Raw genomic sequence first — 19,993 nt, 5'->3', positions numbered from 1 at the left:
AGGAATCCCGTAGTCGCACCTCACGAAGCGGAGGGTGGACAGGGCTCCGGCCTCCGCAGAACGCACCTTCCCACGGGGGGAGTTGGCGTCCGCAGACCGCGCCTTGCGGCCAGAGCGCGATTCCGCCACTACGACGGGTCAACGCGGTCTGCGGGCTTGCGGGTTACTTGCTCGTCGTCATGCCGGGAGGCATGAGGAGCGAGTCGATGACGTACACGGTGGCGTTTGCCGTGGAAACGTTGCCGCAGACGACGTTGGCGGTCTTGTTGACCTTGAACGATGTGCCCGACCCGGACGTGGTGACCTTGCTCGTTTCCAGGGTGGTGAACGAGCCGTTGTTCAACTGGTTCGGGGCGACCTTCTCACCGACGACGTGGTAGGTGAGGATCTTCGTGAGTTCGGCCTTGTTGGCCAGCACCTTGTCCAGGGTGGCCTTGGGGACCTTCGCGAAAGCGGCGTTGTCCGGCGCGAACACGGTGATGTTCTTCGCGTTGTTCAGCGTGTCGACCAGGCCCGCCTTCTTGACCGCGGTCACCAGGGTGGAGAGTGCCGGGTTGTGCGAGGCGGCGGTTGCCACCGGGTCCTTGGCCATACCGGCCAGGCTGCCCGCGCCCTCCTTGGGCACGGATGAGCACGCGGGGCCGAACGGCTGGGTGGCCGTGTCCGCGGCGTGGGCCGCCGGGGCCAGGAGCGCGACGGAGAGGGGGAGGGTGAACGCCGCCGTCCAGATGGCGACGCGGCGGTTGCGAGTGGCAGTCACTGGATTCTTCCCTTCGGAGGGGAAAGGCGGGCCGTAGCCCGTTGCACCTGACTGGCCCGGGGGCCGGGGGCCGGGCGCATCCGCGGCCGGTCCAGCCGTCCGGGGGCCACGCCTGGGGGCGCTCCTCATCCAGACCGGAACATCCGGCGTGAAACACGCACATACCCATTATCTGCCACCATCAGCCGCGCTTGTCGACCGGACCGTGATCGCGCCGACCGGCCCACCGGTGGGCGGCGCCGGCAGATTCCCCCAGGATTCCCCTGGGGCGGCGGACGAGGCGGGGCGGGCCTATCGGTGCCGGAGGAAAATCGGAGGACATGTCGTCGCGAAAAGCCGGGGGCTCGTACCAAGCGAGACACCGCCCGGTGACGAATAACAGATGGGCGGGCGCGCTGCCGCATCCGTGAGTGAGGGCCCGTTTGCGGCAGCGGCCCGGCTCGCGCCCCCGCCCGACCGGCGGTGCGATTCGGCTCCGGGTCGGTACGCCGCGCCCACCTGCGGGTGAAGCTGCGGCCCCCTTCGTGTGACGGCCACCACTACTTGCCGGCAAGGCGTGTACAAGTGGGGCTTCCGGTGGTCCCGTCTCTCCTCGGAGTTCTCTGTGCCTTCTGCCGTCTCCCCTGTGCACGTTCCCTCGCAGATGCCGGGAGGCGGGGCGTCCACGGCGGTGGAAGAGTGTCGGCTCTCGTGGGAGGGATACGCGTACACCGCTCGGATCGTCCGGCGGCCCAACCCGGTGACAGAGCCGCTCCTCCTGCTCGGCGGCTCGGACCAGACGCGGCATTCCTGGGTGCGGCACGAACGGTGGCTCGCGGAGCTGGGAACGGTCGTCACGGTTGATCTGCCGGGCTTCGGAGACGCGGACTTCCTGCCGGCCGAGCACGGCATCGACTTCCTCGCCGAGTGCGCGCACCACATGCTGGGCGAACTGGGGCTCGGACCGGTGAACCTGTACGCCGGCTGTTACGGCGGGGCAGTCGGCCTCCGGCTTGCCCAGCACCATCCGGAACATCTGCGACGAGTCGCTGTCCAGGGCATGTCGGACCACGTCCCGGGCTGGTTCGCGAAGGCCCTGGTGGGATGGGTGCGGATGCTCCAGGACGGGCGGGTCGAAGACACGGCGGAGGAGTTCGTCCGGTGTTTCGTGCCGCCGCCGGGTGATCTCACCGTGCGCAAGCATGCGGCGTTGGCACGTCTGATGCACCGGCAGTTCGTGGCGCAGACCCCGCGGGACGTCACGGTGACGGTGGAGCGGAACCGGCGGCTGTTGGCCCACGACTGGTACCGGCGGGCCCCCGTGCCCGCCGTCCCGTACCTCGTGTTCACCGGCGAACACGACACGCTCACCACGCCCGACATGGTCCGCGCAGTGGCGGCGGACCTGCCGGGCTCGCACTTCACGACGATCGCCGAGTGCGGGCACCTCGCCCATCTTCAGCGGCCGCGGGACTTCTGTGACCTGCTCGTCCGGTTCTTTCGTGACGAGTCCTTGGAGACGGCGGACCTGCCGTACTGCAGCCCGTTCGAGAGGAACAGTCCGCCGTCTTTCGCGAGTGTTCCCTAGCCACGGCCGGTGGCTCCCGACTGTGCGCGCGGGCCTCGCCGTTGAGGCCGTCGCCCGTGTCTCGCCCGGTTCTTGACGGGCGTTCCCGAAGCCTCTGCTCGGCGTCGGCGTGTGCAGGCTGGTCCTTTGGAGTGAATCAGGCGTTGGCGGACAATCCAGCCGTCGTGGGGCTTCGAAGCAGGGATGAGAAGGGGCCCACAGGGGCCTCGCCGTGGCGCCCGATTCGGGCCCGCGGTCCCTCGTTTCGGAAGGAGCACAGGATGTTTCGTGCGGTGAAGGCCGTTGGCCTGATGGTGACGGTAGGGGCGGCACTGGCGATGGGTGGCGGGGTGGCGTCGGCCGACGCGGGGGCTCAGGGTGCGGCCGTCGGGTCGCCGGGCGTGCTGTCGGGCAACGTGGTGCAGATTCCTGTTCACGTGCCGGTCAACGTGTGCGGGAACACGGTCGGTGTGATCGGTCTGCTCAGCCCGGCGTTCGGCAACACCTGCGTCAACGACTCTCGTGGCGGGTGGCAGGAGCACGGCTGGCACGGGTCCGGCATGCAGGGGCACATGGGGATGAACGGACAGCCCATGAACCATCAGGACGGGTACGGGCAGGGCCGCTGAGCCGGCGCGTAGCCCCGGCCCGCGTCGTGTGAGCACGACGGGCCGGACTTCGGGAAGGTGACGTCCGCACCCGTGCCCGCGATGAACTCCATCCGCGTTCGTCGTGGCACGGGGACCGCGGAAGTCACCGGCCCCGGTTCGACGTCGTGACACCTCTACGGCACGTGAGTGTCTGCCTGTTGTACGGGCGGCCGTCGCGTGCGGCGGTGCACGACGTCGGGCCCGGACCTCGTCAGCCCACGATGGACGGGCACTCGTTGGGGTGAGTGACCAATCCCGCTCCTCGTGGGCTCCGAATAGGACCCGTGATGAAAATCTTGAGCAGAGGGGTCCGCCTTCCGCTCGCAGCCCTGTCCGGACTGCTCGCCGGCTTCGCGGCGCTTGCCGTCGCGGAGTTGGTGTCGGCGGCGGTGCGGCCCGAGTCCGGTCCGGTGATCGCGGTCGGCGGTGCCGCGATCGACCGGACCCCGCCGGCCGTGAAGGACTGGGCGATCCGGCACTTCGGTACCAACGACAAGCTCGTTCTGCAGCTCGGCATCCTCGCTGTCCTTGCTCTGTTCGCCCTGGTCCTCGGCGTGATCGCCCTCCGGTTCCGCCGTGCGGGCGCGGCGGGTGTCCTCGTCTTCGGCGTGGTCGGGGCGCTCGCGGCCACCGGGCGCGCGGACTCCACGAGCGCCACGGACGCGCTGCCTTCGGCGGTCGGTGCGCTGGTGGCGGCCGGGCTGCTGTACGTCCTCATCGGCCGCCTCACCGTAAGTACCGACCATGCTGCGGCCGTACCTTCGACGGAAGACCTCGCCGACGCCGACGGCGACGCCGACAGCCCGGCCGAGGAACGGGGCTGGGACCGGCGCGGGTTCGTCATCGCTGCGAGCGCCGCGGCCGCGGCTTCGGCCGGAGCCGGTCTTCTGGGCCGCTCCCTGAACGCTTCCCGCGGCCAGGGCGCCGTTACCTCCCGGGGCAGGATCGTCCTGCCGCGCCCGGCGTCCCCGGCCCGCCCGATCCCGGCCGGAGCAGTGCTGCACACGCCGGGCATCAGCCCGTTCGTCACCCCCAACGCGGACTTCTACCGCGTGGACACCGCCCTGGTCGTCCCCAAGGTCGATGCCACCTCCTGGCGGATGAAGATCCACGGGAAGGGTGTCGGCCGTCCGCTGGAGCTCACCTTCCAGGACCTGTTGAACCGTCGGCTGATCGAGCGGGACATCACGTTGACGTGTGTCTCCAACGAGGTTGGTGGCCCGTACGTGGGCAACGCGCGCTGGATCGGGGTGTCCTTGGCCGATCTCCTCAAGGAGGCGGGGGTGAAGCCGCCGTCGCGGGGCGGTCCGGCGGATCAGCTGGTGGCGCGCTCGGTGGACGGGATGACGATCGGCACGCCGGTCGAGGACGTCATGGACGGCCGGGACGCGATGCTCGCCCTCGGCATGAACGGGCAACCGCTGCCGTTCGAACACGGCTTTCCGGTACGGATGGTGGTGCCGGGTCTGTACGGCTACGTCTCGGCGTGCAAGTGGATCCAGGACCTGGAGCTGACCACGTTCGACGCGTACGACTCGTACTGGGTCAAGCGGTCCTGGGCCCGGAAGGCACCGATCAAGACGGAGTCGCGCATCGACACCCCGAAACCGTTCGCCCGTCCGAAGGCCGGCACGGTGATGATCGCGGGTGTGGCCTGGGCGCAGCACCGGGGGATCGACCGGGTCGAGGTACGGGTCGATGACGACGGCCCCTGGATGCGGGCCGATCTCGCGGTCGAGGACACTACGGACACCTGGCGTCAGTGGTCCCTGCCCTGGAAGGCCACCTCCGGCCCCCACACGCTGACCGTCCGCGCCACCGACCGCACCGGTCAGGTGCAGACCGAACAGCGGACCCAGACCATTCCGGACGGCGCCAGCGGCTGGCACTCGGTGGTGGTCACCGTGGACTGAACACCCGGCCGCCTCCGGCCTCTTCGCACCTGAACTGCCCCCTTCCATCTGGCACATCCGGCCGCTGACGGCCGGAATGCCGTCGCCCCTCCCTTCCTCTTCAGGAGTAGTCATGAATGCCCTGCGCTTCCGTCGTACCGCGATCGCCGTCACCGCTGCCGCCGTTCTGCCCTTCGCCCTCAGCGCGTGCGGGGGCGGCGACAGCAAGAAGGACGCCTCCTCCTCGCCCTCCGAGGCCGCCGCGCCTCCCGCCGCGCAGTCGTCCGCCGGCGGCGACGCGTCGATGACGGACAAGCCGTTCGGTTCGGCCTGTGCCTCGGTGCCGAAGGACGGTGCGGGTTCGTTCGACGGCATGGCCAAGGACCCGGTCGCGACCGCCGCGTCGCACAACCCGGCGCTGTCGACCCTGGTCGCCGCCGTCAAGAAGGCCGGTCTGGTCGACACCCTCAACAACGCCCAGAACATCACGGTGTTCGCGCCGACCAACGACGCGTTCGCGAAGATCCCGAAGGCCGACCTGGACAAGGTCCTCAACGACAAGGCCACCCTCACCAAGATCCTCACGTACCACGTCGTCGGCCAGAAGGTCACGCCCAAGCAGCTGGAGAACGGCTCGTTCGACACCCTGGAGAAGAGCAAGGTCACCACGACCGGCTCCGGGACCGAGTACAAGGTCAACGACAGCGCCAACGTGGTCTGCGGCAACGTGCCGACCGCCAACGCCACCGTCTACATCATCGACTCCGTCCTCATGCCCAAGTAGCCCCAACCTGCAGGAGATTGAGCAGTCGTGAGTGGGGGCGGGCCGCATCGCGCCCCGCCCCCGGTCGCAGTGATGACGTATCTGACGAAGGGGGCGCGGTTGTGGGCGCGATTCCACAGCAGGGGCAGTTCGTACCGGATTTCGCGTTGCCCGGTGGCCTGCTGATTCAGGATCGTTTCGAGCGTGGCGAGTATCGGCTGTGTGCCGAACGCGGGCGTCCTCTTGTTCTCGCGTTCTATCCCGGTGACGACACATCGGTCTGCACCCGCCAACTGTGCTCGTACTCCAGCGGCTTGGAGACGTTCGCCGGCTGTGGTGCGGACGTGTGGGCCATCAGTCCGCAGAACCTGGACAGCCATGAGGCGTTTGCTCGTAAGCACCGGCTCGCCATGCCGCTGCTCGCCGACACGGAGCGGTCGGTGGCGCGCGCCTTCGGGATCACCGCCCCCGGTATCGGACTGCGGCGGGCGGTCTTCCTGATCGCCCCCGACGGAACCCTCTTCTGGAAACATGTCGCCCTGCTCGGCGCCACCTTCCAGAGCGTGGACACCCTGACCCGACAGCTTTCTCGGCTCTCAGCACTCTGATAGACGCGCGCGTGCCTCGGTTGCCCGACCCTGCTGGCGTGAGCTCACCAGTGGGTCGGGCTACGGCCGGCCGGCGTGCAGATTCTGTGCGCGTCGGCCCGCCGCCTGCCCCGGCTGGGCGCGGCCCGGATCCGGTTGTTCGCCGAACGCCATCGCCGGTTCGCGACGACGCCTCGGGCCAGGCTTGCGGGAGGCGCGTGACGTGCTGGCCATCTCACGCGCCTCCCGTCGGCAGGCACCGGGCCGCTGCCGTGTACAAACACCTATGCCCTTGGGCGGGGCACTCCCGGCGTCGCCGGTGAAGTGGCTGTCCCTGCGGGCCGGTCTCCGGGACCCCCTCAGGGCTCAGGCGGTGGCGAAGTCCATCAAGGCGAGTGGGGCCGAGGTCGGGGCGGGTGAGCCGCCGGTGGGTTCCAGGGTGATGCCCATGCCGGATGCCTGGTCGACCTGCCCGGTGAGAAGGACGGCTTCGGTGGTGCGTGCTGGGTCCATCAGTCCGGCCGGGCGCATGGTTCCGGCGTCGTTGAACCACAGTTGGTAGACCTTGCCGGCCGGCGGGTGCGGGAGCCCGGAGGCCACGAAAGCGGCCTGGTTCTTGCTGTGGGCCACGACGAGCGTGCCGCTCGCGCCGTTCTTCAGGGTGGTGGCGGTGGCTTTCGCGTCGGGTGCCGCGAGGACGTCGGCGAGCTGCTGGGACTGGCGTTGGGCCATGTCGGCCCGCTGCTGGGCGTCGTCGGCCTGCTGGTGCTGCCAGACCGCGACTCCGCCAAGTCCGGCCGCCGCCGCGAGGCATGCGGCCAGTGCGAAACGGGACCAGGGTGCCCGGCGTGCCCGGCTGCCGGCCCGGCCGGGGCGGCCGGGTGTGTGGGGCGCGTCCTGGCGGACGAAGGCGATCCGCCGTAGGACCGTGGTCTTCAGCTCGACCGGGGGCCTCACGGAGACGGCGAGTCCGAGCCGGCCGGCGGTTTCGGTGAATTCCCGCACCTCCTGCGCGCATGCCCCACACGCATCCAAGTGCCTCTCGAATGCGGCGTGTTCATCCTCCGGCAGTGCGTGCAGCGCGTAGGAGCCGGTCAGCGTGTGCAGGTCGGCTGTGATCATGCGGTCACCCCCAGGCAGTCGCGCATCCGGATCAGTCCGTCGCGCATTCGGGTCTTGACCGTGCCCAGTGGCACGGTGAGCAGTTCGGCGACTTCCCGATAGGTGAGGCCGCGGTAGTAGGCGAGCGTCACGGACTGGCGCTGGAGTTCGCTGAGGGTCCGCAGACAGCGGCGCACCTGTTCCTGCTCCAGGCGCCGGTCGACCTCTTCGGCGACCTCGTCGAAGGCCGGGGTCTGTTCCAGGAGGGCGGCCTTGTGGTCGCGTGCGGTGGCGGCCTGGGCGGAGCGGACGCGGTCCACGGCCCGGCGATGGGCGAGGGTGAGCACCCAGTTCATGACGCCGCCCAGTTCACGCCGGTAGCGCGCGGCGGTCTGCCACACGGCCACCATGACCTCCTGGGCGACTTCCTCCGACTGTGCCGGGTCGCGTACGACGGCACGTACCACCCCGAGCACGGGGCCGGCCACCACGTCGTAGAGGGAGCTGAAGGCTTGCTGGTCTCCCTGTGCCACGCGGTCGAGCAGGTCGGGCAGGTCGGGCCTCGCGGAAGCCAGCCCGCTGATGTGCACCGGTTCTTTCACGCGGTGATCCTCCTGGAATTCGATCCGTACACACACGATTCGGAACCGGTGCACCGATGGATTGCTGCAGATCACTGGTGTCCACGGAAAGCCAGGCAAAGCGCCGGTATGCCCATTCGGAATCCGGCTCGGTGACGGTTCGGGTTGGCCAGGTTGGTCAGCGAGAAGCGCGGCCCAAGGATCCGGCGCGCCTGCCGTGTCCCTTCGGCGTCCGCCCGGCCAGGCATCAGGAGCCCAGCCGCCTCCCAACGCGCCGCGACTGTGGGGGCGGATCGGCGCCGTATAGGGACGAAATCCGCTGTCAAGGCCGTGCTGCTCGGCGCCGAGGAGGCCGCAGGGCATACGCATGTGCTCGTGTGTGGCTCGACGTCGTTGGCGATGCCGGGCTACTCACGGCGCGACGAAGGCATTCAGGGCCCTCGGGATCACTGACTGACGCGTCACGCCCTTCGCGGCAGCCCGGGGTCGAGTCGCGCCCGGTTCGGGTGGGCCCACGACCCGAGTGCTGTCATCACGCCGTCGGCCGCGTGGGCCGGGCTGCCATGGCCGGGCTGTTCCAGGTGGCAGGTGCCGGTCAGGGGTGGCGGCGCCTGTGGGCCTCGGCCAGGCGCCGCAGGACGGGGTTGCGGCCTCGGACGGGGACGGTGAACAGCGTATGGCCCTCGGTTTTCCACTGTTCGAGAAGGGCGTTGGCGGCGAGGATGCCGCTGGTCGCGGCCCGCTCCATCAGGGCCACTGGCAGTCCGGTCCGCACGAGGTCGCCTGCCACCATGAGGCGGGGATGGCTCGTACGAACCGTTGGACGGTCGGTGTATCCGCCGACTGGAAACAGTGGGCAGTCGGAACGCCACTCGTGACGTTCGTCGATGATCTGCGCGCTGCGGGTCTCCGGATACACCGTGCGCAACTGCCGGATGAGACGTTGCTGTTCTGCTGCCTGGTCGGCACCTTCATCCACGGCGTAGGCGTGCAGTTCGACGACCGACCCTCCGGTACGCCGTGACCACTGGACGGCTTCCTGCTCCCACCGCTCCAGAACACTGACATTGTCCAGGCCGCCGTAGCCGCTGGTCCCCAGGAACCCCGGACGGTCGGAGCGCACGGGGCGGTCCAGCCACAGCCGGGAGACGAGGAAGGGAGGGGCTGTCCGCAGTCTGGCGACCCGCTGGCGCCATGAAGCGTCGGCGATGGCTGGACTGTTCCCGGCGACTGCCCGAAGTCCGTCGGTGTCGAGGGCCAGGACGCATGCGTCGAACCTCCGGTCGAGGCCGCCGGTGCTGATGCGGAAGCCGTCGCTGTCGGGGCTGATGTGTTCGACGGGCGTGGAGCAGCGTACGTCGACGCCGAGTCGCTCCAGGTAGGCGCCCAGGGGGTTCCATAGGGCGGTGGGGAACGGGTCGTTGGGGACGTCGAAGAGAAGGCCTTCTGCGGAGCCGAGAAAATAGATGTGGAACATCAAAGCCATCTCGGCCGCGGACAGGATGCGTGGGTCGGCGAAGAAGCTGCGCGAGAACACCTCGAACGCCAAGTGGTGGGCTGCTTCGGGGAAGCGGATGGAGGCAAGCAGGTCGTAGGCGCTCGTCTTGTCCAGGCGGTCGTAGACGTCCGGCACGTGGACGTCCATGAGGGGCAGGGCGGCGGCCGCGTTCATACGGGGAAAGTCGCGGAGGCGGAACGTGGGACTGGTGAGGGCGAACCCCATCGCGCTCCAGGGGGGAGTCCGGGGAACGTGTCGGAAGCTGTCTTTGAGTCCGTCGGCGTGCCAGAGCGGATAGTCGGGAAGGCGCGTGAGGCGGGTGTGTTGCGGGTCTGTGCGGCGCAAGAGGGCCCGCAGGTTGTAGTACTGGCGGAAGAAGGCGTGGAACCCGCGGCTCATGGTGACGGCGGACCCGTCCTTGAGCGTCGTGGACCAGCCGGACAGGCGGCCGCCCAGCATGTCGTCGCGTTCGAACAGGGTGACGCGGACCCCTCGTTCGGCCAGTGCCGTTGCCGCTGCCAGGCCGGCGATACCGCCCCCGACCACGGCCACGGCAGGAGCCTCCCCGACGACGTTCGGTGACCCTGGACTGGCGGGGATGCGGTGTGCCAGCCGGTCCCTCGCACCGGGAACCGCATCGACAGCGCGCCTCACGCGTGAGCCTTTTCGGTGCGGAGCTGCCCCGGGAGCGTCCCGGGGGAGGTGTCGCGGTGTTCGCTCCGATCAGTCAAGTCCCTCATCGACAAGCCTCCGGTGGTAGAGATCGGTGTGCCTGGCTCGGCACGGTCGTGGCCGTTGCCTCTTGATGGGCCAGGGTGGTGGGTGGACGTTTGGTGAGGGGCCCGGGGCTTCGCAGGGCTCTTCTGGGCGTGGGGCGCCGGGGACACCTGTCTAGGCTCGTGGGGAGGGGCGCCTTCTGCGGGTCGGCAGTTCCATGGTGCTGCGGAGCATCGGTCCGATGGGCGTGTGCAGGCCGATGGCGATGTCCTGGAGCAGGGTGGTGTCCCCGTCGAGGAAGCGCAGCAGGTGCGCCATGCGCACGCGGGAAAACAGACGGGTGAAGAACTCACTGCCGTCGAGGCGTCCGTGCGCCAAACCGTTCAGGAAGACCGCGTCCATTGCCTGGGACCGTCGCGAATGCGGTCGTGGTGGTGCCGGAGCACGCCCTTGGGCGAGAGCCCGAGCCATCGCGTCGGTCTGCCGTTGGATCGTGGCGAAGGTGTATCCCGTGGACGGCCGGGTGGCACCGCCGGCCGCGCCGATCCGGAAGACCGAGGGAGCACTGCGACGGGCGAAGCGGGCGTCCGTCATGGGGATGACACCACTTTCTGTCTCCTGGATGTCGAACGTGCCCACGCCGAGGACTTGGCGGATGTAGGCCTGCAGTGCGCGACCGTATTCCTGTTGCCGCAGCACCGCGGGGGAGAACTGGGTGTATTCGACGAGCGCCGTGTGACGGCTGGTGGGCAGCGCGTAGAAGAACGCCAGCCCGCTCCGCGGCTGCGGAGTGCGGAAGTCCATCAGCTCCACGCGCGCGGGGTCGAAGACCGGCTGTTCCGTGCGGATGAACCAGCCGTGGAAGTGCTGCAGCAGTGTGGTGCGCGCGGCCGGCAGGCTTTTCAGCGGACGGGAGTCGAACACCCAGCGTGCCGAGAGGGATTCCTGCTTGCCGTCCGAGGTCCGCAAGTGGACACGGGCCCCGTCGGCCGCATCGTCGATCCGCTCGACGGTGCCCTCGCGCTGCGTGAAGCCGGGATGCTCCGGGAGACGGCGGGACATCAGGCGCTCGAAGTCGTCGGAGCGGATCATCTTGTACCGGAGCGGTTCGATGCAGTCGTCGAAGGCGGCTCCCTGGGGACTGTGCACACGGAGCTTGGACCAGGACCTGGTGACTGCCGCGTCGTACCGTCCGGCGCCCGATTCCCAGAAGCACCAGGTGCGCCGTGGTGGACGGAGCGGCCCAGGGGGAGCGTCGATCAGCCGCACAGTGAGCGAGCGTGGGCCCGTCGCACAGAGGCGGTCGGCCAGGGACAGGCCTGCCGCGCCCGCGCCAATGATGGCCACCCCCACACGTTCCACCGCTGCCTCCTGAGTTCGCTGCCACCTCTTGGAGACCCTTCCACCCGTGCGGGGTTCCTGGATGCGCGCCACGCGCGCGGGTTCGAGGCGGCGCGGGGCGCCGGCGTCCGCGGGTCGCGCGCAGCCGGTGCCTACTCCGATTGACGCCTTGGCGCATCCGAACACGTCCCGGCGGGGGAAGGACTTCACAACATGCCCAGCCGATCCCACCCAGAGGAGCAGCCATGCGCCCCGACGAGGCAGCGCGTGCCACCACGGATCGTTCCGCATGGTGCCCGCCGAGGCTGCGCGCTGCGGGACCGGCGGGCGCGCAAGCGCTGCGGTCGGCCGACGAGCGGCTGACCACGCTGGTCCGGGAGATCGACCTGGGCGTACCCAGTGCCGTCGAGAGCCGGCTCGAAGGGCTTTTGGCAGAGCGGGTGAAGGAGGCCCACGACGCCCACGAGACGTTCGGGCGGGACATCGCAGACCGGGTCGCCCGCTTCGCCCTGGGGGGTGGCCGCCGGATCCGGCCACAGTTCCTGTGGTGGGGCATGCGAGCCGCGGGACTGCCCACGTTCGACGAAGTTGTCGCCGCACTCCGCCTGGGATCCGCCCTCGAACTCATCCAGACCTGCGCCCTGATCCACGACGACGTCATGGACGGCTCCCCCTCTCGTCGCGGCCATCCGGCGGTCCACGTAGACCTCGCGGCGCAATACGACGCGAGGTCGGGCGCCGCAGCCACTCATTTCGGTGAATCAGCCGCGGTCCTCGCCGGCGACCTCGCCCTTGCCTGGGCGGATGACGAACTCGCCGCACTCGATCTGCCCGCGGCGCGGGCCGCCAGTGTGCGGGCCGTGTGGGCGCAGATGCGCATGGAGATGGTGGCCGGCCAGTACCTGGACGTCCAGGGCGAAGTGACCCGCAACAGATCCGTGGCACGAAGCCTGCGCGCCGCTTACCTGAAGACCGCCCTGTACACCGTGGAGCGGCCCCTCCAGCTGGGAACCCTGATCACCGGCGTGCGGGAGGCCGTAGCGCGTGCCCTGTGTGCCGGCGGTCGGAACATCGGACTCGCCTTCCAGCTGCGCAACGACCTCGTCGACGTCCTGGGATACCCGCAGGACGGGATCAATCCCGTGGGGGCCGATGTGCGTTCGGGGAAACCCACCTACCTGATCGCCCTCGCCCAGGCCCGGGCAGAGGCGGCTGGCGACCACCGTGCCCTGGCTGTTCTGCGCAACAACGTCGGACGGCCGGATCTCGACGACTCGGGCCTGGACGAGGTACGCCAGGTCATCGTGCGCAGCGGGGCCAGTGAGCTCGTCCTCGACAAGATCGGCCGACTGCACGCCCAGAGCATCCGCCACCTGGCCGGCGTGGACATCGATCCCGTGGCCGCGGACCGGCTGCAGCGGTTGATGGGCGCCGCCGCCGGGAAGCACGCCCCCGACATCCCGCGAGAACCTGCACGGAGGAGGGGCCCTGTCCCGACCGGCGCGGACGAGGTGGCCTCCTCGTGAAATCTGTAGGCGGACGAACCGACCACGTCGTCGTGGTGGGCGCGGGGCTTTCCGGCCTGTCGGCGGCGCTGCATCTTCTGGGCAGCGGCCGACGGGTGACCGTGGTCGAACGTGACGCGCTGCCCGGCGGACGGGCAGGACGCCTCACGCGCGGCGGCTTCCACATCGACACCGGCCCGACCGTGCTGACGATGCCGGAGCTGGCGGACGAAGCCTTCCGCGCCGTTGGGGAAAGCCTGCATGACCGAGTGGAGCTGATCCCTCTGCACCCCGCCTACCGGGCGTCCTTCGCCGACGGCACCGCACTGGACGTCCACACGGATGCCGACGCGATGACGCAAGCGGTCGAGAGCTTCGCAGGCGCTGACGCGGCAGCGGGATACCGGCGACTGCGCCGCTGGCTGCACCGCCTCTACCGGGCGCAGATGAAGCACTTCATCGACACCAATTTCGATTCGCCCCTCCAGCTCCTGACACCCGACCTCGCCCGGCTCGCGGCCCTCGGCGGCTTCGGCCGCCTGGACGCGCAGATCGGCCGGTTCATCAAGGACGAGCGGCTGCGCCGGGTCTTCTCCTTCCAGTCGCTGTACGCCGGCGTGCCCCCCGCCCGCGCCCTCGCCGCGTACGCGGTCATCGCCTACATGGACACCATCGCCGGCGTCTACTTCCCCCGCGGAGGCATGCACGCCCTGCCTCAAGCCATGGCCGACGCGGCCGAAGCGGCGGGGGCCGAGTTCCTGTACGAGCACCCTGCGACCCGGCTCGAGAGAAAAGGGCACCGCGTCACAGCCGTGATCACCGAACAAGCACGCATTCCCTGTGACGCCGTCGTTCTCACTGCGGACCTGCCCGCGGCCTATCGGCTGCTGGGCCGCACTCCACGCCGATCTGCGCCGCTGCGGCGCGCGCCTTCCGCCGTGATCATCCACGCGGGGACGGACCGCACCTGGCCCCAGTTGGCCCACCACACCATCTCGTTCGGTGCGGCCTGGCACGAGACGTTCGACGACATCACGCGTCGCGGCAGGCTGATGGTTGATCCCTCTCTGCTCATCACCCGTCCCACCGCTACGGACCCGTCGCTCGCACCACCCGGAAAGCACCTGCACTACATCCTCGCGCCCTGCCCCAACACCGACATCGGGCCGAATCCCGCGCAGTGGCGCGACCTCGGACCTCGGTACCGCGCCGACATCCTCGGCGTACTCGATCGGCGGGGCCTGGAAGGCATCGGCTCATCCATTGAGGAGGAGTGCCTGGTCACGCCCGCAGACTGGGCCGCTGAGGGACACGGTGCGGGCTCTCCCTTCTCGGCCGCCCACACCTTCACCCAGACAGGCCCGTTCAGGCCGCGCAACCTGGTACGTGGAACGGACAATGTCGTGCTCGCGGGCTGCGGAACGACGCCCGGCGTCGGGGTGCCCACCGTGCTGCTGTCCGGAAAACTCGCCGCAGCACGGATCACCGGTGGCCCGGCAGCAGCCCGTCCAGCACAGTCGGCACGCGACTACAGCAAGGGAGCGTCGTCTTGACCGCCAGAGAACTCGACGCCGCAGCCATCACCGACCCGGCCCTGCGCGCGGCGTACACGCACTGCCGACAGCTCAACGCACGCCACGGCAAGACCTACTTCCTCGCCACCCGGCTTCTGCCCGCCGACCGGCGCAGCGCCGTTCACGCGCTGTACGGCTTCGCCCGGTGGGCGGACGACATCGTCGACTCCGCCGGTCCCGGACGGTCCGTCACCAGCCGGGCGGCAGCCCTCCAGCAGCTCGCCGTGCAGTTGAGAACGGGCCTGCGTGCAGGCCACGGAGACCAACCCGTCGTCCACGCCCTCGCGGACACCGCACGCCGTTACGCCATCGATCACCAGCACTTCACGGACTTCATGAAATCGATGCACGACGATCTGTCGGTCACGGATTACGCCACCTATGAGGACCTGCGGCGCTACATGCACGGCTCGGCGGCCGTCATCGGGCTCCAAATGCTCCCCGTGCTGGGCACCGTGGTGCCCCGAGCCGAAGCGGAGCCCCACGCGGCTGCCCTCGGCGTAGCCTTCCAGCTCACCAACTTCCTGCGGGACGTCGGCGAGGACCTGGACCGGGGGCGCGTCTACCTCCCCGCAGACCTGTTGCAGGCGCACGGCATCGACCGGCAGCGCCTGCAGTGGAGCCGCGACACCGGTCGACACGACGTGCGCATCACCCACGCACTGCGGTCCTTCGAAGCGATGACGCGTGGCGTCTACCGGGAGGCCGCGCCCGGCATCGCCATGCTTGCGGCGGTGTCACGTCCCTGTATCCGGACCGCCTTCGTTCTGTACGCCGGCATTCTTGATGCGATCGCCGCCGACGGTTACGCCGTGCTGCACCGGCGGGCGGTGGTACCCCGAAGCCGGAGGGTGACCGTCGCTCTCGACGGCCTGGTCCGCGTCGTCCGCGCTCGGACCCGCTACCGACGGGCCCGCCGCCGGTCGTGGGGCGAGGACCTTCATGCGGGCACCGAGCAGATGTCAGTGATCCGCCCGCCGGACGTCAGCCGGGAGATGGTGTGATGAGGCAGGCACGAAGCGGCCGCCGTTTCCCGCTCACCTTCCGCAGGGACCCGGTGGCCTGGGACCGTCAGCCTCCCACCTGGCGTGAGGCTCGCCCCGCTGTCATCGAAGCGGCCCTCGAAAGGGCTCAGAACCGTCCTTCGGGCAACTGGTACGTGGCCGGCGCGAGCAACGCGGTATCGCCGAAAGCCCCCTTGGGCCGCACGATCGCCGGGCGGGAAGTCGTCCTCTGGCGCGACACGGACGGCGAGGTGGTCGCGGCGCCGGGAGCGTGCCCCCACCTTGGTGCACCCCTGAAAGACAGCACCGTGCGCTGCGGCGTTCTCGTCTGCCACTGGCACGGAATGGCGTTGAGCAGCAAGGGAGTTGCAGGATGGCAGCCGCTACCGGCCCACGATGACGGCGTACTCGTCTGGGTCCGGCTGGACGGGGTCGGCAAGGAGCAGCCTCTGAACAGTCCTGTTGTTCCCGTGCGTCCGAGCCCGGAACGGTCGGTCAGCGCCGTCTACACCGGGCGCGGCCGGTGTGAACCCGCCGACATCGTGGCCAACCGGCTCGACCCCTGGCACGGTGCCTGGTTCCATCCGTATTCCTTCGTCGACCTCCGTGTCACCGACAGCCCCGGGGCGACCTCCGACACCGACGATGACGCCTTCGTGGTCGACGTCTCCTTCCGGCTCACCTCGCGCCTCGTCGTACCCGTCAGGGCTGTCTTCACCGCGCCCGACCCCCGCACAGTCGTCATGCACATCACGGACGGGGAGGGGCAGGACTCGGTGGTCGAAACCCATGCCACGCCACTGACACCGCACGGGCACCGCCACCCGCGTACAGCCGTCGTCGAAGCAGTGATCGCCGCGTCACATCGCCCCGGTTTCACGATCGCACGGCGCGCCGCCCCGCTGCTTCGCCCGTTGATGCGGACCGTCGCCGCCAGGCTGTGGAGCGACGATCTGGCCTACGCCGAGCGGCGATGGCAGATGCGCAGCCAGCCACCGCCCCGGTGAAGGGCCGCAGAACAGAGTGTGCGTGATTGGCTGGTTGGCTGGCGCGTCGTCCGGGGCCGTGGCGGCGCGCGCGGCCGACTTGGCTATGCGGCGGCCACAGAGGTCTCGCCGAGCTCGCGGCGCAGGGCGAGCAAGCCGCGCCGGATATGGCTCTTGACGGTGCCCAGAGGCAATCCCGTCAGTTGCGCGATCTGTGCATGGGTCAGGTCGCGGTAGTAGGCAAGCGCCACCAAGCGGCTCTGCGCCGGGGGAAGGCTGCGCAGCGACGAGGACAACAGCACGCGGTGCACTGCGGCCGCCTCGTACTCGCCCGTGCCATCGGGGCCGTTGCGTGCGGCAAGGGTGGTGGTGAGGAGGGTGCGACGGGTTCGCGCGGCGAGGGCGTCGGCGATCTTCCTGCGGGTGATGCCGACAAGCCAGGCCGAGACGGGCCCGCGTGACGGATCGTAGGTGCGGCGTCCGTGCCAGGCCGCCAGAAACACCTGCTGAGTGACATCCTGCGCTTCCTCGCGGTCGCCCAGTTTGCGGACTGCCAGTCCGTGGACGGTGCCGGCCGAGCGATGGTAGAGCTCGGCGAAGGAGGAGAGGTCTCCGTCCAGCAGACGACCTCCGAGATCGGCCTCGGCCTGTTCGCGGTCCCGCGCCTGTGCGGCCCGATCGTGCGCGCACGGCCGCAGGCTTGTGGTGTTCATGCGGAGCTCCTTGCCTTGGCGTTGCGCCACGCTGCGGCCCGTAAACCGTTGGCTCGGCGGACCTCGGACATCCGCATCCTGTTCGCGATCTCACCCTGGAGCCAATACGCAGCGTTTGTGCATCGTTTCGCCGACGGGCAATGACGGACGCCACTTGCAACGCTTTGCATGCGAGAGCGCCATGGCGTGTGGGGCCTCAGGGCTGGGTTTTAGGCAGGCGGCCGAACGCCGGCATGCCGTCTTGCAGCGTTGCAATGAGGGCCCTCAGCCGTAGAGTGGGCGCATGAGCAGTCCCGTCGCCCGCCCCCCTGCCGTCGAGGACGCGGGCAAGCAGCCGCCGCTGACCACCGGGGCGGTCGCCCGCAATCTCGGAGTGTCACCGGCCACGGTGAGGTCCTGGGAACGTCGTTACGGCATCGGCCCGGCCGAGCGCGAGGACGGCCGTCACCGGCGGTGGATGCCGCAGGACGTGGCGACGATCCAGGAGATGTGCCGGCTGGCCGCGCTCGGCGTTCCGCCGGCCGAGGCCGCTCGCACGGCGCTCACGGTGCGGGGCAAGGGCCCGGCCGACGTCGTGACATCCACTCCGGCCGAGCGTTCCGTCGCAGGGCGGACCCCGGGCGGGCGCGACGCGCTGCCACTGGGCGACGTGCGCCAGGAATGCCGTGGGCTGGCTCGTGCGGCGGTCCGCCTCGACGCCCCGGCCGTCGCCCAGCGGCTCACCGACGCACTGGAGGAACACGGCCTGGTCACCGCCTGGGAAGAGATCATCATGCCCACCCTCCACGCCGTGGGACGCAAATGGGCAACCGCCGGGGAACGGTACGTGGAGGTGGAGCACCTGTTGTCGTGGCAGGTGTCGTGCGCCCTGCAGCGGTTGCCCCAGAAGCCTGCCGAGGGCGCGGGTACGGCTCCCGTGCTGCTCGCCTGCACTCCCCAGGAGCAGCACAGTCTGCCGCTGGAGGCTCTCGCGGCCGGCTTGGCCCAACGGTCCCTGCCGGTCCGCATGTTCGGTCCTGCCCTGCCGGCCGGAGCCCTGGCGGACGCGGTGCGCCGCATCGGCCCGGCCCTGGTGGTCCTGTGGTCCCAGAGCCGGGGGACGGCCCTGCCGGAGCTGGCCCGTCAGGTCGCCGGGATCGGGTGGGGAATGAAGGGTGCACGCCAGCACCCCCAGCTGCTGTTGGCCGGGCCAGGCTGGGCCGGGGCGCCGCTCGCGCCGGGGTGGGGGAGGCTGACCGGCCTACGTCCGGCCCTGCACACCATCGAGTCCCACCTCTTGGCGTAGGGCCCGGTTCACGGGGTGCGGGCCTCCTTGAAGCGGGCGCGTGCGTCGGCGAGGTCGACGAGCGGATCGGGATACTCGAAGCGGGCCCGGTCCAGCCCCTGGAGTTTCCACGGCTCGTGGACCGCAGCTCCGGGCAGGTCGGCGAGTTCGGGGACCCAGCGGCGTACGTACCGGCCGTCGGGGTCGTACCGCTTGCCTTGCAGCACGGGGTTGAGGACGCGGTTGGGGCGGGTGTCGGTGCCGGTGCCGGCCATCCACTGCCAGTTCAGCTGGTTGTTGGCGATGTCTCCGTCGACCAGGAGGTCCAGGAAGTGGCGGGCGCCGATGCGCCAGTCGACGTAGAGCGTCTTGGTGAGGAAACTCGCGGTCACCAGCCGGGCGCGGTTGTGCATCCAGCCTTCCTGGGAGAGCTGACGCATGCCCGCGTCGACCACCGGATAGCCGGTCAGTCCCCGCTTCCACGCCTCGATCTCCTCCGACGCGTCGGCCTCGCTGCGCCAGTGGTCGTCGCGCGGACGGTAGTCGAGGTGAGAGGTGTCCGGTCGGGCGGCCAGTACCTGGTGGTGGAAGTCCCGCCAGCACAGCTGCCGCACGAAGGCGCGGGCTCCCGCGCTGTCCACCTGCCGGGCACGGTGGACCGCCTCTACGGGGGAGAGCGTCCCGAAGTGCAGATGAGGGGACAGCCGCGAGGTGGCGTCGCCCGCGAGATCGTCGTGACCCTCTTCGTAGGCGTCGATGCCGCTGCTCAACCAGGACGAGACCAGGCGCCGCCCCTCACTCTCGCCACCGGCCGCCAGCGCGGGGGAGATCCCCGCGATCTCGTGCCGCTGGGGAAGCGGATCGCTGACAAGGCCGTCGGGGACGTGCACGGACCGGGGCGCGGCCAGCGGCGTGCGCTGCCGCTCCTGCTCCCACCGGCGCCAGTACGGGGTGAACACGGCGAAATAGTCCGCGTCGGCGGGCGTGAGCGCGCCCGGCGCGACCGTGGTGATGACGGCGTCGTGTGCGTACAGGCGCCTGCCCTCGGCCTCCAGCATGCGCCGCAGGCGCTCCTCACGCCGGCCGGCGTAGCCGCTGACGCCGGCCGACATGTGCACTTCGTCGGCATCGGATTCCAGCACCACCTCTCGTACCGCGGCGTACACGTCGCCGGACCGCAGGACGAGACGCCCCCCGCGCTCACGCAGCGAGGCATCCAGATCGGTGAGGCAGTCCGCGAGGAAGGCCCGTCGATTGGGAACGGCGAAACCGGCGTGGGCCACGGCGTCGTCGAGGACGAACAGCGGAACGACTTCGTCGGCCGAGGCCAGCGCGGCCCGCAGGGGCGGATGATCGCGCAGCCGCAGGTCGGAGGTGAACAGGACGACGGAGACGCTCATACCGACCTCTTGAGAGCAGTGGGAAAGGCGCTTGGTGACCCGTAGGTCCGGCCGAACGCGGCTGTCTGGCTGTTACTTCCCCGCAGGGCCGTGCATCGGATGCGGCCTGAG

General features: G+C 69.9%; 17 protein-coding genes. 10 read left to right on the top strand and 7 right to left on the bottom strand.

Features of this window, described 5'->3' with window-relative positions; genetic code table 11:
- Positions 1-163: 163 nt before the first annotated feature.
- Positions 164-760: a fasciclin domain-containing protein gene (locus tag IE267_RS07850; protein ID WP_229860830.1), complete on the bottom strand. Its 597-nt coding sequence runs from the start codon at positions 758-760 to the stop codon at positions 164-166.
- A gap of 739 nt (positions 761-1,499) precedes the next feature.
- Here IE267_RS07850 and IE267_RS07845 point away from each other — a divergent pair.
- The 5 genes from IE267_RS07845 to IE267_RS07825 all read left to right on the top strand — a co-directional run bounded on the left by IE267_RS07845 (position 1,500) and on the right by IE267_RS07825 (position 6,219).
- Positions 1,500-2,327, top strand: coding sequence for an alpha/beta fold hydrolase (locus tag IE267_RS07845; protein ID WP_229860828.1), 828 nt, complete (start codon positions 1,500-1,502; stop codon positions 2,325-2,327).
- 260 nt (positions 2,328-2,587) lie between these two features.
- Positions 2,588-2,935, top strand: coding sequence for a chaplin (locus tag IE267_RS07840; RefSeq protein WP_189762579.1), 348 nt, complete (start codon positions 2,588-2,590; stop codon positions 2,933-2,935).
- A gap of 308 nt (positions 2,936-3,243) precedes the next feature.
- On the top strand, positions 3,244-4,869 hold the full coding sequence (locus IE267_RS07835) for a molybdopterin-dependent oxidoreductase (RefSeq protein ID WP_189762578.1): 1,626 nt from the start codon (positions 3,244-3,246) through the stop codon (positions 4,867-4,869).
- A gap of 112 nt (positions 4,870-4,981) precedes the next feature.
- Positions 4,982-5,632 carry a fasciclin domain-containing protein gene (locus tag IE267_RS07830; RefSeq protein ID WP_189762577.1) on the top strand — a complete coding sequence of 217 codons (651 nt, stop codon included), beginning with the start codon at positions 4,982-4,984 and terminating at the stop codon, positions 5,630-5,632.
- A 101-nt stretch (positions 5,633-5,733) separates the two neighbouring features.
- Positions 5,734-6,219, top strand: a complete 486-nt coding sequence (locus tag IE267_RS07825; protein WP_189762576.1) for a peroxiredoxin — start codon at positions 5,734-5,736, stop codon at positions 6,217-6,219.
- A gap of 345 nt (positions 6,220-6,564) precedes the next feature.
- On the opposite strand, the gene IE267_RS07820 is transcribed toward IE267_RS07825, so the two are convergent.
- The 4 genes from IE267_RS07820 to IE267_RS07805 form a co-directional block, all read right to left on the bottom strand.
- Positions 6,565-7,320: an anti-sigma factor gene (locus IE267_RS07820; protein ID WP_189762575.1), complete on the bottom strand. Its 756-nt coding sequence runs from the start codon at positions 7,318-7,320 to the stop codon at positions 6,565-6,567.
- Positions 7,317-7,901 carry a sigma-70 family RNA polymerase sigma factor gene (locus IE267_RS07815; protein WP_189762574.1) on the bottom strand — a complete coding sequence of 195 codons (585 nt, stop codon included), beginning with the start codon at positions 7,899-7,901 and terminating at the stop codon, positions 7,317-7,319. The genes IE267_RS07820 and IE267_RS07815 overlap by 4 nt, the downstream gene beginning before the upstream one ends.
- Before the next feature lie 574 nt (positions 7,902-8,475).
- A complete protein-coding gene (locus IE267_RS07810) occupies positions 8,476-10,032 on the bottom strand; it encodes an FAD-dependent oxidoreductase (RefSeq protein WP_189762573.1) in 1,557 nt (518 codons plus the stop codon).
- A 237-nt stretch (positions 10,033-10,269) separates the two neighbouring features.
- Positions 10,270-11,457 carry a lycopene cyclase family protein gene (locus tag IE267_RS07805; protein WP_229860826.1) on the bottom strand — a complete coding sequence of 396 codons (1,188 nt, stop codon included), beginning with the start codon at positions 11,455-11,457 and terminating at the stop codon, positions 10,270-10,272.
- Positions 11,458-11,681: 224 nt separating this feature from the next.
- Between IE267_RS07805 and IE267_RS07800 the strand changes: the two genes are divergently transcribed.
- The 4 genes from IE267_RS07800 to IE267_RS07785 are packed head-to-tail and all read left to right on the top strand — an operon-like array spanning position 11,682 to position 16,526.
- Positions 11,682-12,962, top strand: coding sequence for a polyprenyl synthetase family protein (locus IE267_RS07800; protein ID WP_189762571.1), 1,281 nt, complete (start codon positions 11,682-11,684; stop codon positions 12,960-12,962).
- Positions 12,959-14,494 carry a phytoene desaturase family protein gene (crtI, locus tag IE267_RS07795; RefSeq protein WP_189762570.1) on the top strand — a complete coding sequence of 512 codons (1,536 nt, stop codon included), beginning with the start codon at positions 12,959-12,961 and terminating at the stop codon, positions 14,492-14,494. The genes IE267_RS07800 and crtI overlap by 4 nt, the downstream gene beginning before the upstream one ends.
- Positions 14,491-15,519: a phytoene/squalene synthase family protein gene (locus IE267_RS07790; protein WP_189762569.1), complete on the top strand. Its 1,029-nt coding sequence runs from the start codon at positions 14,491-14,493 to the stop codon at positions 15,517-15,519. The genes crtI and IE267_RS07790 overlap by 4 nt, the downstream gene beginning before the upstream one ends.
- Complete coding sequence (locus IE267_RS07785) at positions 15,519-16,526, top strand: DUF5914 domain-containing Rieske (2Fe-2S) protein (RefSeq protein ID WP_189762568.1); 1,008 nt, start codon at positions 15,519-15,521, stop codon at positions 16,524-16,526. Before IE267_RS07790 ends, IE267_RS07785 begins: the two co-directional genes overlap by 1 nt.
- 83 nt (positions 16,527-16,609) lie before the next feature.
- On the opposite strand, the gene IE267_RS07780 is transcribed toward IE267_RS07785, so the two are convergent.
- On the bottom strand, positions 16,610-17,218 hold the full coding sequence (locus tag IE267_RS07780; protein WP_167161406.1) for an RNA polymerase sigma factor: 609 nt from the start codon (positions 17,216-17,218) through the stop codon (positions 16,610-16,612).
- Positions 17,219-17,501: 283 nt separating this feature from the next.
- On the opposite strand from IE267_RS07780, the gene IE267_RS07775 reads away from it, so the two are divergent.
- The gene (locus IE267_RS07775; protein WP_189762567.1) at positions 17,502-18,503 is read left to right on the top strand and encodes a MerR family transcriptional regulator; all 1,002 of its coding nucleotides are present in this window, start codon (positions 17,502-17,504) and stop codon (positions 18,501-18,503) included.
- Positions 18,504-18,511: 8 nt separating this feature from the next.
- Here the strand turns inward: IE267_RS07775 and IE267_RS07770 are convergent, their stop codons facing one another.
- A complete protein-coding gene (locus IE267_RS07770; RefSeq protein ID WP_189762566.1) occupies positions 18,512-19,882 on the bottom strand; it encodes a cryptochrome/photolyase family protein in 1,371 nt (456 codons plus the stop codon).
- Positions 19,883-19,993: the final 111 nt, after the last annotated feature.

The organism is Streptomyces xanthochromogenes (genome assembly GCF_014650455.1).
GTDB classification, from domain to species: Bacteria; Actinomycetota; Actinomycetes; order Streptomycetales; family Streptomycetaceae; genus Streptomyces; species Streptomyces xanthochromogenes.
This window is presented reverse-complemented; position numbering and strand designations above follow the sequence as displayed.

Coding starts and splice junctions, on each gene's coding strand:
- IE267_RS07840 (WP_189762579.1), top strand. CDS start 2,588: ATGTTTCGTGCGGTGAAGGCCGTTGGCCTGATGGTGACGGTAGGGGCG.
- IE267_RS07835 (WP_189762578.1), top strand. CDS start 3,244: ATGAAAATCTTGAGCAGAGGGGTCCGCCTTCCGCTCGCAGCCCTGTCC.
- IE267_RS07830 (WP_189762577.1), top strand. CDS start 4,982: ATGAATGCCCTGCGCTTCCGTCGTACCGCGATCGCCGTCACCGCTGCC.
- IE267_RS07820 (WP_189762575.1), bottom strand. CDS start 7,320: ATGATCACAGCCGACCTGCACACGCTGACCGGCTCCTACGCGCTGCAC.
- IE267_RS07800 (WP_189762571.1), top strand. CDS start 11,682: ATGCGCCCCGACGAGGCAGCGCGTGCCACCACGGATCGTTCCGCATGG.
- IE267_RS07785 (WP_189762568.1), top strand. CDS start 15,519: ATGAGGCAGGCACGAAGCGGCCGCCGTTTCCCGCTCACCTTCCGCAGG.
- IE267_RS07780 (WP_167161406.1), bottom strand. CDS start 17,218: ATGAACACCACAAGCCTGCGGCCGTGCGCGCACGATCGGGCCGCACAG.
- IE267_RS07775 (WP_189762567.1), top strand. CDS start 17,502: ATGAGCAGTCCCGTCGCCCGCCCCCCTGCCGTCGAGGACGCGGGCAAG.
- IE267_RS07770 (WP_189762566.1), bottom strand. CDS start 19,882: ATGAGCGTCTCCGTCGTCCTGTTCACCTCCGACCTGCGGCTGCGCGAT.